At 62.4% G+C, this 15111-nt stretch carries 16 protein-coding genes; 1 reads left to right on the plus strand and 15 read right to left on the minus strand.

What is annotated here, in order from left to right; all coding sequences use genetic code 11:
* The 5 genes from G463_RS18840 to G463_RS0104720 all read right to left on the minus strand — a co-directional run.
* The coding region (locus tag G463_RS18840) for a hypothetical protein (RefSeq protein ID WP_035485761.1) at window positions 1-205 on the minus strand (205 nt) is incomplete at its 3' end.
* Window positions 206-441: 236 nt separating this feature from the next.
* Window positions 442-1212, minus strand: a complete 771-nt coding sequence (locus G463_RS0104700; protein WP_026974234.1) for a LamB/YcsF family protein — start codon at window positions 1210-1212, stop codon at window positions 442-444.
* 16 nt (window positions 1213-1228) lie between these two features.
* On the minus strand, window positions 1229-2284 hold the full coding sequence (locus G463_RS0104705; RefSeq protein ID WP_156900095.1) for a 5-oxoprolinase subunit C family protein: 1056 nt from the start codon (window positions 2282-2284) through the stop codon (window positions 1229-1231).
* Window positions 2284-2979 (minus strand): 5-oxoprolinase subunit PxpB, encoded by a 696-nt coding sequence (gene pxpB / locus G463_RS0104710; RefSeq protein ID WP_026974236.1) that lies wholly within the window; start codon window positions 2977-2979, stop codon window positions 2284-2286. The genes G463_RS0104705 and pxpB overlap by 1 nt, the downstream gene beginning before the upstream one ends.
* Window positions 2980-3263: 284 nt before the next feature.
* Window positions 3264-4553: an amino acid permease gene (locus tag G463_RS0104720; RefSeq protein ID WP_026974237.1), complete on the minus strand. Its 1290-nt coding sequence runs from the start codon at window positions 4551-4553 to the stop codon at window positions 3264-3266.
* A gap of 134 nt (window positions 4554-4687) precedes the next feature.
* On the opposite strand from G463_RS0104720, the gene G463_RS0104725 reads away from it, so the two are divergent.
* Complete coding sequence (locus tag G463_RS0104725) at window positions 4688-5620, plus strand: LysR family transcriptional regulator (RefSeq protein ID WP_026974238.1); 933 nt, start codon at window positions 4688-4690, stop codon at window positions 5618-5620.
* 176 nt (window positions 5621-5796) lie between these two features.
* Here the strand turns inward: G463_RS0104725 and murA are convergent, their stop codons facing one another.
* The 10 genes from murA to G463_RS0104775 form a co-directional block, all read right to left on the minus strand.
* Window positions 5797-7065, minus strand: a complete 1269-nt coding sequence (murA, locus tag G463_RS0104730; protein ID WP_026974239.1) for a UDP-N-acetylglucosamine 1-carboxyvinyltransferase — start codon at window positions 7063-7065, stop codon at window positions 5797-5799.
* 44 nt (window positions 7066-7109) lie between these two features.
* Window positions 7110-7922: a YwmB family TATA-box binding protein gene (locus G463_RS18845; protein WP_084171223.1), complete on the minus strand. Its 813-nt coding sequence runs from the start codon at window positions 7920-7922 to the stop codon at window positions 7110-7112.
* Window positions 7923-8038: 116 nt separating this feature from the next.
* Window positions 8039-8446: a DUF3889 domain-containing protein gene (locus G463_RS21600; protein ID WP_051321942.1), complete on the minus strand. Its 408-nt coding sequence runs from the start codon at window positions 8444-8446 to the stop codon at window positions 8039-8041.
* A gap of 72 nt (window positions 8447-8518) precedes the next feature.
* The gene (locus G463_RS18855) at window positions 8519-8758 is read right to left on the minus strand and encodes a DUF1146 domain-containing protein (RefSeq protein WP_035485767.1); all 240 of its coding nucleotides are present in this window, start codon (window positions 8756-8758) and stop codon (window positions 8519-8521) included.
* A 65-nt stretch (window positions 8759-8823) separates the two neighbouring features.
* Complete coding sequence (locus G463_RS0104750) at window positions 8824-10302, minus strand: NADH-quinone oxidoreductase subunit N (RefSeq protein WP_026974241.1); 1479 nt, start codon at window positions 10300-10302, stop codon at window positions 8824-8826.
* 4 nt (window positions 10303-10306) lie between these two features.
* The gene (locus G463_RS0104755) at window positions 10307-11860 is read right to left on the minus strand and encodes a complex I subunit 4 family protein (protein ID WP_026974242.1); all 1554 of its coding nucleotides are present in this window, start codon (window positions 11858-11860) and stop codon (window positions 10307-10309) included.
* 1 nt (window position 11861) lies between these two features.
* Window positions 11862-13787: an NADH-quinone oxidoreductase subunit L gene (nuoL, locus tag G463_RS0104760; protein ID WP_026974243.1), complete on the minus strand. Its 1926-nt coding sequence runs from the start codon at window positions 13785-13787 to the stop codon at window positions 11862-11864.
* Between the two features lie 13 nt (window positions 13788-13800).
* The gene (gene nuoK, locus G463_RS0104765; protein ID WP_035485771.1) at window positions 13801-14127 is read right to left on the minus strand and encodes an NADH-quinone oxidoreductase subunit NuoK; all 327 of its coding nucleotides are present in this window, start codon (window positions 14125-14127) and stop codon (window positions 13801-13803) included.
* The gene (locus tag G463_RS0104770) at window positions 14127-14642 is read right to left on the minus strand and encodes an NADH-quinone oxidoreductase subunit J (protein WP_026974245.1); all 516 of its coding nucleotides are present in this window, start codon (window positions 14640-14642) and stop codon (window positions 14127-14129) included. The genes nuoK and G463_RS0104770 overlap by 1 nt, the downstream gene beginning before the upstream one ends.
* Window positions 14639-15079: a NuoI/complex I 23 kDa subunit family protein gene (locus tag G463_RS0104775; protein ID WP_026974246.1), complete on the minus strand. Its 441-nt coding sequence runs from the start codon at window positions 15077-15079 to the stop codon at window positions 14639-14641. The genes G463_RS0104770 and G463_RS0104775 overlap by 4 nt, the downstream gene beginning before the upstream one ends.
* Between the last annotated feature and the right edge of the window lie 32 nt (window positions 15080-15111).

The following is a 15111-nucleotide window of genomic DNA, read 5'->3' on the forward strand; positions in this document are numbered from 1 at the left end:
TGATCTCGGGTCTGGTGAAGTACAGGTAGTGCATCCGGAAATAGGCCACTGGGGATGTGGGCTTGCGGCCGGTCTTCTCATACAGAGGACCAATCAGATGCTCCAGGAACGAATCATCAATGTGGACCACGTAATCAATCAGTGCAGGATCGAAGCCGAGCGTGTTATACTCGGCATATGGAAGCAGGTCCAACTGCAATTCCATGGGAAACGCACCTCCGGAACTGGTAAATTGTTTGTTTTGGTCAGCTACAATTTTACCAATTCTACGGTTAGGTGCGTTTTGCTATTCACCCAAAATCAACGGCTTTTCGGACACGCTCTTGTACAAATGTCCGGATCGTCGTTTTACGATAGTGAAAATGGCAGTTCCCAATATCCGTCCACGCCACGCAGCCGCGTGATGACCAACACGTGGTGCCCAGGAATTCCAATCGGCGGTCAGCCCCCCGCCCGTTCGGGTGCCCGCACCGCAATCCCCGCCGCCTCCAGCGACTGGCGAATGAGCCGAGCGAACGCCAGCGCATGCGGGCCGTCGCCGTGGATGCAGATGGTGTCCGCCACCACCGGTACATCCGTCCCCTGTTGCGAGGTCACCTTGCCCTCCATGACCATGCGGATGGCCTGCTGTACGGATTGCTGACTGTCGGTGACCAGGGCGTCAGGCCGAGATCGCGGAGTCAGCCGCCCGTCCGCCTGGTAGGTCCTATCCGCAAACACCTCACTGGCCGTACGCAGGCCCAACCTGCGCCCCGCATGCACCAGTTCGCTGCCACTCGGACCAAACAGGATGAGCTCCGCGTCCGTGTCGTACACGGCGTTGGCTATCGCCTCCGCCAACCGCGCGTCTTTGGCCGCCATGTTGTACAGCGCGCCGTGCGGCTTCACGTGCTGAATCTTGGCGCCGAGCGCCCGCGCGAAGCCGTGGAGCGCCCCGATTTGATAGACCACCAGGTCGTACGCGTCCGCCGGGGCAATGTCCATCGCTCGCCGCCCGAATCCCAACCGATCCGGCAACCCGGGATGTGCGCCGATGGCGACGCCTCTGTCCAGGGCCAGCGCCACGGTTTTGTGCATCGTGGCCGGATCGCCCGCATGAAACCCGCAGGCGATGTTGGCGGAGGTCACCACCTCCAACAGCTCGGCGTCCGCTCCCAATGTGTAGACCCCGAAGCCTTCACCCATATCGGCGTTGATATCCACACTGCGCATCGGTTCTCCTCCATTCTCAGAACGCCTGCTGAATCGCCGCGGTGAGACACCGCAGCCACTGCACCTGCTGCCTCCACAGACGCTGCGCCTCCCGCACGCCAATTGGCGCAAACCGCATCGTTTGTCCCGGCCGCAACTGGGCCAACCGGGGTAAATCCACACTCGCCACCTGGGCAATTTGCGGATAGCCGCCGGTGGTCTGGCTGTCGGCCATCAGCACAATCGGCCGACCATCGGGCGGAACCTGGATGGTGCCTGCGGTCACCGCCTCGGACAGCATCTCGAGCGGCCGCGACAGCGACAGCGCGGGTCCGTCCAACCGATACCCCATCCGATCCGACTGCGGTGTCACCCGAAACGGTGAGGTAAAGAACGCCCTCTGGCTGTCCACGGTGAACGCGTTCGCCTGGGGGCCTTCCATCACGCGAATCACCGGATTGATCTCGTAGCGCGGCAGCGCATTCCAGCTGACGCGCCACAGCGGCGCGGCGAACGGTGCCCTGGTGCGCTTGCTTTTGAGCGCGGCGAGGATGCGCAGTCCGCGCTCTGAAGCACAGCCGATGGGCAATGCGTCCCCCGCCCGCAGCGGACGGCCCGCCAGGCCGCCGAAGCCGGCCCGGATGTCGGTGCTGGCGCTGCCGAGCCACAATGGAACCATCCATCCACCGGCCACCGCCAGATAGGTTCGGCACCCCTGGGGCAGCGGATGAAACGATACGGTCGATCCGGCCGCGACATACAACGGCCGCCAACACGGCGCCGGCTCACCGTCCACGAAGGTCGCCAAACCAAGGCCGGTGACTGCAATCAGCGCCTCCTGTTCAAAGTGGAGCGCGGCGCCCGTCAATGTCATCTCAAGCACCGCGGCGGCTGGATGATTCCCGACCAGGAGATTGGCCACCTGCGCAGCCACGCGGTCCATCGCGCCGCTGTGAATTACGCCAAACCGCCGATACCCGGTGCGTCCCAGGTCTTGCACGGTGGACAGCAATCCGGGCGCGCGCACCCGCGCCACCGCAGGTGCATCGCGGGTGCATGACGGCGCGATCTGTGCCCCGTCACGTCGGCCCATCATGATGTCCTCCCGCCTTCCGCCCATGCGTCGAACGCCTCGCTTGGAATGGCGCGGAAACGCACCGTGTCCCCTGGCGCCAGCAGCGTCGGCGGGTGTTCCCACGGCCGGAACAAGGCGAGCGGCGTGCGTCCAATAATCTGCCAGCCCCCCGGCGTCTCCACGGGGTAGACGCCCGTCTGCACGCCGGCAATGCCGACCGATCCTGCGGGCACCGCCAAACGCGGCGTAGCGCGCCGCGGTGTGGCGAGCGCCGTGGGAAGTCCGCCCAGGTAGGGGAATCCCGGCGAGAATCCGAGCGCATAGACGCGATACGCCGCGGCGGTGTGCATGGCGATGACTTCCTCCACCGTAAATCCATGGTGGAGCGCCACGAACTCGATGTCCGGGCCGTACGCGCCGCCGTAGCAGACCGGTATCTCCACCGTCCGTCCGGGTTGGACCGGCGCGTCTGACATCTGCTGCAGCACCTCGGTCAACCGCTGCTCGACGTCCGCGTAGTCCATGTGAACGGGATTGTAAAACACCGTGAGCGTGGTGTACGCGGGTACGCATTCCTCCATGCCTTCGAACGGGTGCTGCCGGAGTTGGTCGGCGATGGTCAACAGCCTGCGATGCACAGTCTCGTCCAGTTGATCACCGAACTGAATCCGTACGGCCGAATCGCCCAGGGGGCAAAGCTGCCACCCGTTCACTGCCGACTGCTCCCCACCCCCGCCACATCCTGGCCACAGTGGCTGAGCGCCGCCGCCCCAGCCACCGCCAATCCGCGCACGGGGGTCGACAACGCCATTCTTGGATGCCCGGGGTGGCGTGCCATGGGTTCGGATGGAGATCCCCTCCTCGCCGGCCCTCATCCGCCCCTGTCCGGAGCGAATGGGCGGCAATGACATTGTAATTTCATTCTATCCATTCCCAATCGACAGAGGGATTGAACACAATAAAATCGCCCGCCGGCGCCTCCGGTGGGCAGACAGGATCAGGGGTGGCTCAGGGGTTCAGCGGTTGGACGCCGCTTGCGGGATTGCCAGCGCAAGACACTCCACAGGCTGCCCGCAATCACCAGCGGGTAGAGCGCTGCCAGGCCCACGAAGGGAAAGATGACGGCGGTCATTACCAACGACAGCCAACTGACGAAGGCGCCTCCAAACGTCCCTCGGAGCAGGCGCACCCCAGCGGCGCAACCGCCCAGGTAGGTGAGAATGAAGGTGGCGTTGGGCAGTTGAATCAGCGTGGTGAGCGACACCATCCCAGCGCCGTACAACGTGAGCACACCCATGAAGCAGAGGGTCAGGAATCCAATGCCGCCTATGGGCGTGCCGAACCGTTGGGAGGTCCATGCGAGCGGCTTTGGCGCGTGGCCGCCGCGAGCGAGGGCCTGGGCGAGCCGGGAAGCAGCGCCAACATACGCGATGACGGTGGCCGTGCAGATGAAGACAGCCGTGAACCCGGCGAGAATGGCCCCGGCGCGGCCGAACAGGTGCTGGATGACAAGCACCAGGGAGGCGCTCGACGCGGCGGATCCATAACTGTGCGTCCCCACGGCGGCCAACGCGGTGAGAAAGTACAGCACGCCCACCAACATGGCGGCGATGGTCACCCCGCGGATGGCTTCGCGCGCCGGGTTGACGAACTCCTCAGACAGGTGGGAGACGGCTTCCCAACCGATGAAACACCAGAACAGTATCGCCGCGGCGCGGCCGACACTCACCCAGCCGTGCGGCGCGAACGGCGTAAAGTTGTCCGCGTGAATGCTGGGTGCAGAGCCGGCAATGGCCAGCAGCAACACGGCGATGATGGCGGCCACCACCGCCACCTGAACCTGCCCGGCCAGTTTCATGCCAACGGTGTTCAGGACAATGCCGATAAGCAGAATCACTGCGGCAATGGCGACGCGGGCGCCAAGTCCCCAATCCAGCGCGGCGGTCAGGTAGCCCGCCCCGGTGATGGCTGCCACGGGCGCCCCAATGGGAACGGACATTAAGAAAAACCAACCGACCGTGGCCCCGGCGCGCTCGCCGAACGCGCGGGTTACGAAGTGGGACACGCCGCCCGCGTTGGGAAACCGCGCGGACAGCAGGCCCATCACCAGCGCCATTGGCAGCACGAGCAGTGCCATCATGCCCCAGGCCAGAAGGGATGCAGGCCCCGCAATCTCGGCCGCAAGCCCAGGCACCAGCAGTACGCCGGAGCCCAGCACCGCGCCGATGTATAGCGCAACGGCCTGTGGAAGGCCGATGGTCGCATGCGCATTCCTTTGTGATTGCATGAATGTTGTCTCTCCTCTTCCACTTGTTGTGGAGAAAGCGTATCATGCAATCAATACATCGGTAAAATGAATGCTTTCGATTTTGTCCATCGAAATGTTCGATTGAAGCGCCAAGGGGTGAGCGGAGGTGCGCCATGGAACTGAAGCACTTGCGAACGTTTGTTGTGGCAGCGGAACTCAGCGGATTCACAAAGGCAGCGGAACAACTGGGCTATGTCCAGTCCAGCGTGACCGCCCAAATTCAGGCGTTGGAGGAGGAACTGGGCGTCCCGCTGTTTGATAGACTCGGCAAGACGGTGGTGCTGACGGAGAACGGCCGGCGCTTGCTGCCCTATGCCAAACAGATGCTGCAGTGGGAAGGCGAGGCGAAGGCGCTGTTCCAGCCGGACGGCCCGCCCTCGGGCACCATCACCATCGGTGCACCGGAATCGTTGGCCGCTTATCGGCTGCCGCAGGTGGTGATGGAATACCGTTCACTGTTCCCGCAGGTCAAAGTCATTCTCAAACCCGGCCAGTGCTGGGAACTGCGGACGCAGGTCCGCAGCGGGCAGGCGGATCTGGCCCTGCTGTTGGAACCGGAGGCGGAGGCGCCGGATTTGGAGATTGAGTCGCTCGTCCGGGAGCCGATGGTGCTGATTGCGCCCCTCTCTCATCCACTGGTGAAACAGGCTCGTGTGGAACCCGTCCACCTGCAGCACGAAACCCTGCTGCACACGGAGCCGGGGTGCAGTTACCGGGGACTGTTTGACAGCTACCTCCAATCCCACGGCATCCAACCCGCAGCCACCATGGAATTCTGGAACATCGAGGCCATCAAGAATTGCGTCATGAGCGGCCTTGGCGTGGCGCTCCTGCCCCGGATTGCCGTGGCCTCGGAACTCCGGGCCGGCCGCCTGGCGGCCCTGCGGTGGGATAACCAGGCGGTGCAGGTGTCCACACAGCTGGTGTATCACCGAGCGCGATGGATGTCTCCCGCGGTGCGCGAATTTCTTTCGCTGCTGCGCAAGCACGCGGCGGCCTGGCGGCAGGAACGCGCGGTGCCGGTGACAGCGGGGCAACCGGATTGAGGAATGGGGACAGCGCCGTCGCGACGCCCGGCACCTGGTCCGCGTTGGTCGATGGCGAGGCGTTGATCTTGGTGTGCCGCGACGCGAGGCGGCGCAAAAATCCCCTTGGCCCGGGCGGCCAAGGGGATCTCCATGCCCACTAGAATTCTCTGTTTCCGTTCGTCCAGCGGCAGACGTTAGTCTTCAATGCGGCGGATCTTTGCGCCGAGTGCCTGGAACTTGCCGACCAGGTTGTCATACCCCCGGTCGATGTGGTGCAATCCGCTCACCGTGGTTGTCCCCTCCGCCATCAGACCGGCAATCACCAGGGCCGCGCCGGCGCGGAGATCTGTGGCAGTGACGTCGGCACCGGACAGCTTCTCGATGCCTTCAATGACCGCCGTGCGTCCCTCGATGTGGATCTCCGCCCCCATCCGCTGCAACTCCGCGACGTGCATGAACCGATTCTCAAACACAGTCTCCGTGATCATGCTGGTGCCGATACCGGTGGTCAGCGCTGCGACAATCTGCGCCTGCATGTCGGTGGGATACGCTGGATAGTAGTGGGTCTTGACGTCCAGCGCCTTCAACCGACCGTTCTCCACGGGCCAAACGCGAATGCCCTGGACGTCATCCTCGAAGCGGGCCCCCGCTTCCTCCAGTTTTGCAATGATGGAGGTCAGGTGCTGAGAGAGGGCGTTCTCAACGTACACGCCGTTGCCCATGACTGCACCGGCAATGAGGAATGTACCGGCCTCGATGCGATCTGGAATCACGCTGTGATTGGCGCCGTGCAGCGCATCCACCCCGTCAATGCGAATGGTGTCCGTGCCCGCGCCGCGCACCCGCGCGCCCATCGCATTGAGGTAGTTGGCCAGATCCACGTTTTCCGGCTCCTTGGCCGCATTCTCAATAATGGTCTGTCCCTTCGCGAGCGTGGCGGCCATCATGATGTTCTGCGTGGCGCCGACACTGGCGATGTCCAGATAGATGCGGGCGCCTTTGAGCCCGTCCTTGGGTGCGATGAAATGCACATAGCCGTTCTCCATCCGCGTCTGCACACCCATCGCTTCAAACCCTTTGATGTGCAGATCCACGGGTCGCGGCCCGATGTTGCAGCCTCCGGGCATGGCGATGATGGCCTCGCCAAAGCGGGCCAAAAGCGGTCCCGCAACGACAAACGAGGCCCGCATGCTGCGCACGAGATCATAGGGTGGATCCACCCGGTTCACCGGTGCCGCATTGATGCGGAGCGTGTTTCCTTCCCGTTGGATCTCTGCACCCAGCGCGGATATGGTATGGATCATATGTTCAACGTCGAGCAACGACGGAACTTCGTCAATCATACTGGTCCCCGAAGATGCGAGAAGACTGGCTGCGAGAATGGGAAGTACAGCGTTCTTCGCGCCGCCAATGCGCACATGCCCTTCCAGACGGTGGCCCCCGTCAATTACAATCTTTGCCATTAATTCCACTCCTGTGCCCCCACCGCTCCGCGCCACAGTCCGAATCAGTACGTTTCCGTGAGGATGGGCGTACCGACGAGGACATTCGTTCGCTGGTGGTAGGCGTCATAATGAACGGCCACTTGTAGGTTCATTTTCTGCCCATTGGTCAATATGTATCCTGGGGCTGCCGATGAATACGCGGATATGCTCGTCACGAGGTCGGTGTTAATCCCTTCCACGCGCTTCGCACCCACCGCTGCGAGTGCCTTTTGCACGAATTTCTCCGCTTGAACGCCCCCCATTCTAGCACTGGTAAAACCGTCTATACAAGTGCTAATTTGTGGGCTCGGTGCAATCTTTGCGACGGTGTTCGCCAACTGCTGCCACGTATCGGACAGCGTGTCCAATCCGCGGTTGGAAGTCGCCTCGCGAACGGCCAACAGCGTCTGCCCCGCAGTGCCGGAGGCCTGCAGCGAGCTCGCCGTAATTGTCACATCCGCCCCGTTGGCGGCAGTTCCCTCCAGTGCCGCGTAATGTTCCGTAGCACCATCCTGTGTAACCCACTTCGCGTTTTGCACCCGCAAGTCCTGCTGAACGCGTTCAACCAACTGTCGCAAGGCAGGAATTGACGAGAATTTGTCATTGACCTGGCTCCAGCTGTGCACCGTGTAGCCGGTCGCCGTGGCGCCCGTCGCTAGGAAACTTTTCTGCACATATTCACATTCGATCCGCACGGTATCGTTTATGTCCGTCGCCGTGACAGGTTCGCGGCTGACCTGCGCCGCCGCAGCACGGGCCCACGGCATCGGCGCACCCAGCGTCATCCATCCCGCCGCAACGACCGCCATGCCCATCCATAACCACCGTTTCCTCATCCCAGACACTCCCCCGTCCGCACCGCAGATTTTCCTGACAGCAGACAGTCTGGGCAGGTGGTCTATGATTTATACCAGCCGCATCGAGAGATTGAAAGAATTTCAGACGCCAATGGTCAGGGTACGCGCTCGCAACGCACCCGCAGGAGCGCCTCGGTTTGCACATTGAACTGCAACCGCACCACGACGCCCCACTCCTGTTTGCCTTCGCGCAGCCAGAGTCGGAACGCTTCTTCGGCACGGCCATGGCCCTGCTCACTGCGACCCAGGTGCAGGTAATCCACCACCTGCGCGCGCGGATAGCAGCGCTGGGCCTGCTGGACAGCCAGCTTGCCCCATTTGGCGTAGGGGGGTATTGGCTTGCTGTACGGAGCCGTCGGCGGTGTGGCCGCCTGGGTGCCGGCCCACGCGGAACCGGGACATGCCGCCAGCGCGGCGGCGGCGGCGAGGCAAAAGAACCAGCGCGCCAGTTTCGGCGGCCGATATGCGTGGCGGTGGGATGTGTGGTTTGACCGAATCTCCATCCTGTTCGCGCCTCCTGTCGGCAACGTCCCTTTAGCGTTTGCTGACGGCGGCGATTTATACCCGCGATGGGTTCAGAGTTGTCGGAGCGCCTCCCATGCCAGGGAGTAGGCCGCCGCGGTCGCGCCAACAAAGAAGCCGCCCATCAGGGAGAGGAGAAAGCGGAGGACGCGGGTTGGGTGGCCGTCCGGATCGAACACGAACTTGTCCCATTTGAGCACGCCGAGCGCCTGCCAGGTGACGTACGTGCCGATGAGGAAGGCCAGCATAAAAAACGCACCGGCCACCGCCAAGGCTACAGTCCATACACTCATGTCACAATCCCCTCCAACAACAGCGGGCCGCCCCGCAGAGCGACCCGCCGGTGGTTGTCTTCAGTTTACGTCAACGCGGCCAGGACGTGCAGCCAGCTGGCCGGCACAATCCCAAGCACGATGGTGCCGAGCACACACAACCCCACGAGTGCGCTCATCGCGGCGGTCGGCTGGACGCGCGCGGGTTGAACGGAGATGCTGGGTTGATACAGCTTGCGAATCAGACCGAAGTAGTAATAGAACGAAACGACGCTGGTCAGGAACAGCAGCACACCGAGCCAGGCGTGATGCAGGTGCAGTGTATCGGCAAAAATGTAGAACTTCCCGATGAAACCTGCGGTCAGCGGCATGCCGGCCAGGCCAAGCAGAAACACGGTGAGGCTGCCCGCCAACCAGGGCGACTGCTGGTACAGCCCGGTGAGGGCATCCGCCGTGCGACTGCCGCGCGCATCCTGAACCACATGGACAATGGCGAAAGCGCCGACGGTCATGAACGTGTAGGCCAACAGGTAGAATCCGATGCTGTCCACGAGCGATCCCCAGTCCACGACGGTGGCGTTGGTCAACATGGTGAACGGGACCAGAACATATCCGGCCTGTGCCACGCTGGAATAGGCGAGCAGACGCTTCATGTCCTGCTGAGGCAGGGCGATGAGGTTGCCCACCACCATGGTGACGGCGGCCAACAGGCTGATGAGGTAGAACAGGTTGTCCCCGGACACGGCGAACACGTACAGGACGATGCGAAGCAGCATCCCGAAGGCGGCCGTTTTAGCCAAGGTCGACAACATGGCGCTGACCGGACTCGGCGCTCCGGCGTAGGTGTCCGGCGTCCACATGTGAAAGGGAACGAGCGACAGCTTGATACCGAGCCCGGCGAGGATGAGCACGAACGCCAGCGCGGTGATGGCCGGATACTGCTGGAAGATGGCCGCCCCGGCCGTGAACGTCTGGTTGGCGAACAGTTCGCCCAGATTGGTGGTCCCGGACAATCCGTAGACGAACGACAGTCCATACAGCAACAGGGCGCTGCTGACGCCGCCCATCACCAGATACTTGATGCCTCCTTCCACGGAGGAGAGCTTCCGGGTCCGCAGCCCCGCCAACACGTAGCTGCTCACGGACAGCACCTCCAACCCAACGTACAGCGCCACCATGTCGACGGCGGACACCATGGTCAACGCGCCAACGACCGCGAACAGAATCAAGTACGTATGCTCCGGGGCCAAGGGCACGCGTTGGGTGTAGTCCCATGCAAACAGCAGCACCAGAAAGGTGGTGCACAACAGAATCACGGTGAACAGGTTGGCGAGAATGTCGTTCTGCAAGGTGGCCAACACAGCCTGCGGTTTGGCGTACAGATGCAGAATGGCATCCGCCAGTGCCGCGGCGGTGCCGAACAGCGCAACGCCGTGAAGCCACCGCTTGCCCCTGCCGGAAACGGAAAATTCCAGCACCATCACCACGAATGCCGTCACGCTGAGAATGAGAATGGGGCCCATGGTCGACCAGTACGGTTGGTGCAGCACATCCAGATTCGGCATCGACTTATCCCCCCATCCCCAGCAGAGCGTTGACGGTCAACCCGAACAGATCGCCAATGACCTTTGGGTAAATCCCGATGAACAAGACCATCGCCACAAGCAGCCCGGCCAGGATGGACTCGCCGGGCGAGGCGTCGTAGAGCCTGCCGTAGGCGGGCAACAGCGGGCCAAACGTGGTTCGCTGCATCGCCTGCAGCAGATAAACGGCGGACAGTATCACGCCGAGCAGCGCCACGAACGACACGGCCGGAAAACTGCCGAAGCTACCAATGAACGCCTGGACTTCGCTGACAAAGCCACTGGTCAGCGGCAGGCCGAGGCTGCCGAGGGCGGCCACCAAGAGCAGGCCGGAGAGCACCGGCATGCGCCGGGACAGGCCGCCGAGCTCCGCAATCCGGCTGGTGGAAGTTCTCTCCGCAATGGCGCCGACCAGAAAGAACAGGAGCGCGGTCAGCAAGCCGGACGACACGAGCAGGAACATGGCCCCCTGCAGCCCTGCGGCGTTGAACGCCGCGATGCCAAGCAGCACCAATCCCATGTGGCTGATGCTGGAGAAGGCGATGAGGCGCCGCCAGTCGGCCTGTGCCCAGGCGGCAAACGCTCCGTACAGAATGTTGATGACCCCGAATACCGCGAGCAGCGTGCCAAAATGCCGAACCTCACCGGGCATCATTCCAACCCCGAAGCGCAGCAGCGCGTAAGCGCCGGTCTTGGTCAGCAGACCGCCGAGCAGCATGCTGGTCGCGGGATCCGCCGCTTCGTGCGCGGTCGGCAGCCAGGTGTGGAACGGCACAAACGCTTCTTCCACAAACACGGCCAACAACAGGCACAGAAACAACACGTGCCGGATGGATGCGGGAAGCATCTGAGCCGACGCGCTGGGCAGCACGTGCAGCAGCGTGGGCACATCGAGCGTCAGACTGTGGTCGGTGATGGCCCCCGCCGTGGCGGCATAACCGCCGACCGCCCCGTACGCCAGTCCAACGAAGGCCGCCAGCAGCGGCACCGTCGCCAGTCCGCGGTACAACAGAAATTGCATCGCGGCAAATTGGCGCCGTCCTTGCCCGAATAGATAAAGGAGGAAGAACATCGCGAACAGCGTCAGCTCCAAGGCCACGGCGAACGTGAACACATTCAGGGCCGAGAACACGCCGTAGAGGCCGGCGACAACGCACGACTGCCAGAAGAAGTACTCGCGGGTGCGCTCCGCGGGCCGCGCCGCCAGGACAGCGAGCAGGCCAATGACGCCGGTCAACAGCACGAGTCCCAGCGACAGACCGTCCACGCCAAACGCGAGCCCAATCTCAAGACCACCGAGACCACTGCCGCTTGCGCCGTGCCAGAGGCTCGGCAACGTGAACCAATGCAGCGAAGACACCTGCTGAAAGCCGGTTGCGTGGTAGTCGAACCGCGCCCACGCCACGCAGGCAAGCACCAGTGCCGCGAGCGCACCGAGCAGCGCGAGCAGACGGTGCGCCACCTCTCCGGTGCGAGGTATCAACAACACCAACAGCCCGGCAAGGATGGGCATCAAAACCATCCAGAATGTGATCCCCACGCTACAGCACCCCCCCTGCGCGGAAGATGGCGATGACAACCACAATCAACAGTCCACAGCCGGCCACCACGCCGTACGTCTGAATTTGGCCGGTCTGCGTGTACTTCAGGAACAGCCCGGCGGCGTAGAAGATCCGCCCGACCGCGCGAACAATGACCGCAATCACGTAGCGGTCCACCGCGTTCACCAGCGCCGCGAGGAACCTGCCGGTGCCGACAACGGCCGCGCCGTAGATTTCGTCCAAGAAAAACTTCCGGTAAGAGACCACGTACAGGAGACGAAGGCCATTGGCCAACGACGCCGGCCGGATCACCGGCCGCCAGTACATGGCCGCGGCCAGTCCAATGCCGAGCAGGCTGACGACCACGCTCACAGCCATCAAGCCGACATTTTCCGGAAATGTCCGCCCCAGTACGCCCGCGCCGGTCGGCGCATCCGCAAACAGGTAACGCTCCAGCCCGTAGCCGTTGAGCGGGCTGTTAAAGAAGCCCGCCACCGTCGCCAGCACCGCCAGAACCACCAACGGCACCTGCATCACCGGACCGCCTTCCCCGGCCTCGGACCATTCCGTGTGCTGCAGCTGCGCGGCCGGTCGCGGCTCGCCCGTGAAGGTCAGGAAAAACACCCGGAAAATGTAGAACGCTGTGCAGAACGCAGCCACCAGTGCGAAGACGAACAGCACCGGATGTCCCGTCTGCAGGGTTGCGTTCAAAATATCATCCTTGGACCAAAACCCGGCGAACGGAACCACGCCCGCCAACGCCAGCGCTCCGGCCAAGAACGTCCACATGGTTATCGGCATCCGGCGGCCCAGCCCACCCATCTCAAACAGATCCTGTGTATGCACTGCGTGGATTACACTGCCTGCCGCCAGGAACAACAATGCCTTGAAGAACGCGTGCGTCATCAGGTGGAACACCCCGTAGGCGTAGGCGCCGACGCCGAGCGCAAGCATCATGTACCCCAGTTGAGAGATGGTGGAGTACGCAATCACGCGCTTGATGTCCCGCTGCGTGAGGGCAATCAGCGCCGCCAGCAGGGCCGTGACACCGCCAATCCAGGCGACCGTGGTGAGGGCCGCCGGGCTGGCCGCGAACAGCGGAAACAGGCGGGCGACCAGGTACACCCCGGCTGCCACCATGGTCGCGGCGTGAATCAACGCAGACACGGGGGTGGGGCCCTCCATCGCATCCGGCAACCAGACATGCAGCGGGAACTGCGCCGATTTGCCGATGGCACCGACGAATACCAGGATGGCGGCCAACGTGGTCAGCGCCTGTCCGGAGATCCACCCGAGGGAGAGCGAATGACCCGCCACCTTTGCGAAAATGGTGGAATCATCGAACGATCCCGAGGCCAAGAACAAGAGAATGATGCCCGCCAACAGCCCGGCGTCGCCGATGCGCGTGACGACGAACGATTTTTTCGCCGCAGCCGCGGCTTCGGGTTTGAAGTACCAGAAGCCGACCAAGAGGTACGAGCAGAGCCCAACCATCTCCCAAAAGATGTACAACTGCAGGAGATTGGGTGAAATGACCAAGGCCAGCATCGAAAACACGAACAGGTTCAGATATTGATAAAATACCGCAAACCGCTCATCTCCCCGCATGTACTCTCGGGAAAACAGCAGTACCAGCGTGCTCACCAGCGTGACCACCAGCAACATCAGAGCGTTGAGATGGGTGACCGAGAAGCCGACGTCCAGGCTTCGCGATCCCAGGGTCAGCCAGTGGAACACATACGATGTCGCCGCCTCCGGATGACTGCCCACTGCGACAAACACCGCCGCGCTCAACAGAAACGAGACGAATGTCAGGGCGACGGAAACGCTGCTGACGACGCCCTCCGGCGCTCGCCGTCCGAGCGCGAGCAGAAATATGTACGCCACCAGCGGCAGCAACGGGACCAGCCATGCGTACGCAATCACGGAATCACCTCCACTACCACCTGTGACTGTCCAAGTCCTTCACTTCGCTCGATTGCCGCAGCCGGAAAAAGGCCAGCAACAGCGCGAGGCCAACCGCAATTTCCGCAGCGGCGATGGTGATGGTGAACAGGGAGAATACCTGACCGGACAGATTCGGTTTGCTCTGAATCCGCGAAAACGCCACGAGGTTGATGTTCGCCGCGTTCAGCATCAACTCCATCGACACCAGCACCATAATCAGGTTGCGCTTCGTCAACACGCCAAACAGCCCGATGCAGAACAGGATGGCGGCAAGCGCCAACACGGAGCCGATGGGAATGGGAAAGCCACTGTTCGCCATCACTCATCCTCCTTTCGCGACCGAGCCAGCAGCACGGCGCCCACCAGTGCGACAATCAAGAGCAGAGAAACCAGCTCAAACGGAATGGCATATTGTTTGAACAACGCCATCCCAATGGCGACAGGATTGCTGTTGCCCCCGTTGATGTCCACAGACGCGTCGGGCACCGGCCAGGCAGTCCGGCGAATGGAGAGCAGAATCACCGCGCAGAGCAGCAGACATCCGAGCGCCGAGAGGACGTTCCGGACATTCCAGCGAAATGGCGGCTCCTGCGCCTCGTGATTGGTCAGCATGATGGCGAACAGAATCAGAATGGTGATGGCACCAGCATAGATGAGAATCTGCGCCACCCCCACGAATTCCGCATCAAGCAGCAGGTACAACGCCGCACACCCGATAAACACCCCGCCGACCGACAACGCCATGTGAATGACCCGGCGGGCACTCAGCAGCAACACCGCGCAGGACAGCACGCAGAGGGCGATGACATAGAACGCAATCAACGGACCGCTCACTCGGCACGCCCCGCTTTCTCAGCCACCCGTTCCGGATGCGCCTCTTCGTACCGCTGTTCATTCTCATAGAGCCAGTGCATGTCTAAATACAGATCGTCCCGCGAATAACGGGCCATCTCAAACGTGTCCGACATCAATATTGCCTCCGTCGGGCACACCTCCGTGCAGAGGTCGCAGAGAATGCAAATGTCAAAATTGATGTCAAACGTGGTGATTTTCATCTTCTTGTTCTCATCGCGCTCCCCGGCCAGCGAGATACAGCTCGTGGGACAGATGCGCGCGCACTGGTTGCACGCGATGCACAGTTCCGGAATGAAACGGTGCACGCCGCGGAACCGTTCCGGCCACTCCGGTTTCACGTCCGGGTACTGCAGCGTCACCTTCTTCTTCGGCAACTGGCGAAGCGTGACACGCATTCCCTTCAAAAAACCTATCACAGCGAACCCTCCCTTCGCGCGCTCAGCAGCCC

This window comes from Alicyclobacillus contaminans DSM 17975, from assembly GCF_000429525.1.
GTDB classification, from domain to species: Bacteria; Bacillota; Bacilli; order Alicyclobacillales; family Alicyclobacillaceae; genus Alicyclobacillus_A; species Alicyclobacillus_A contaminans.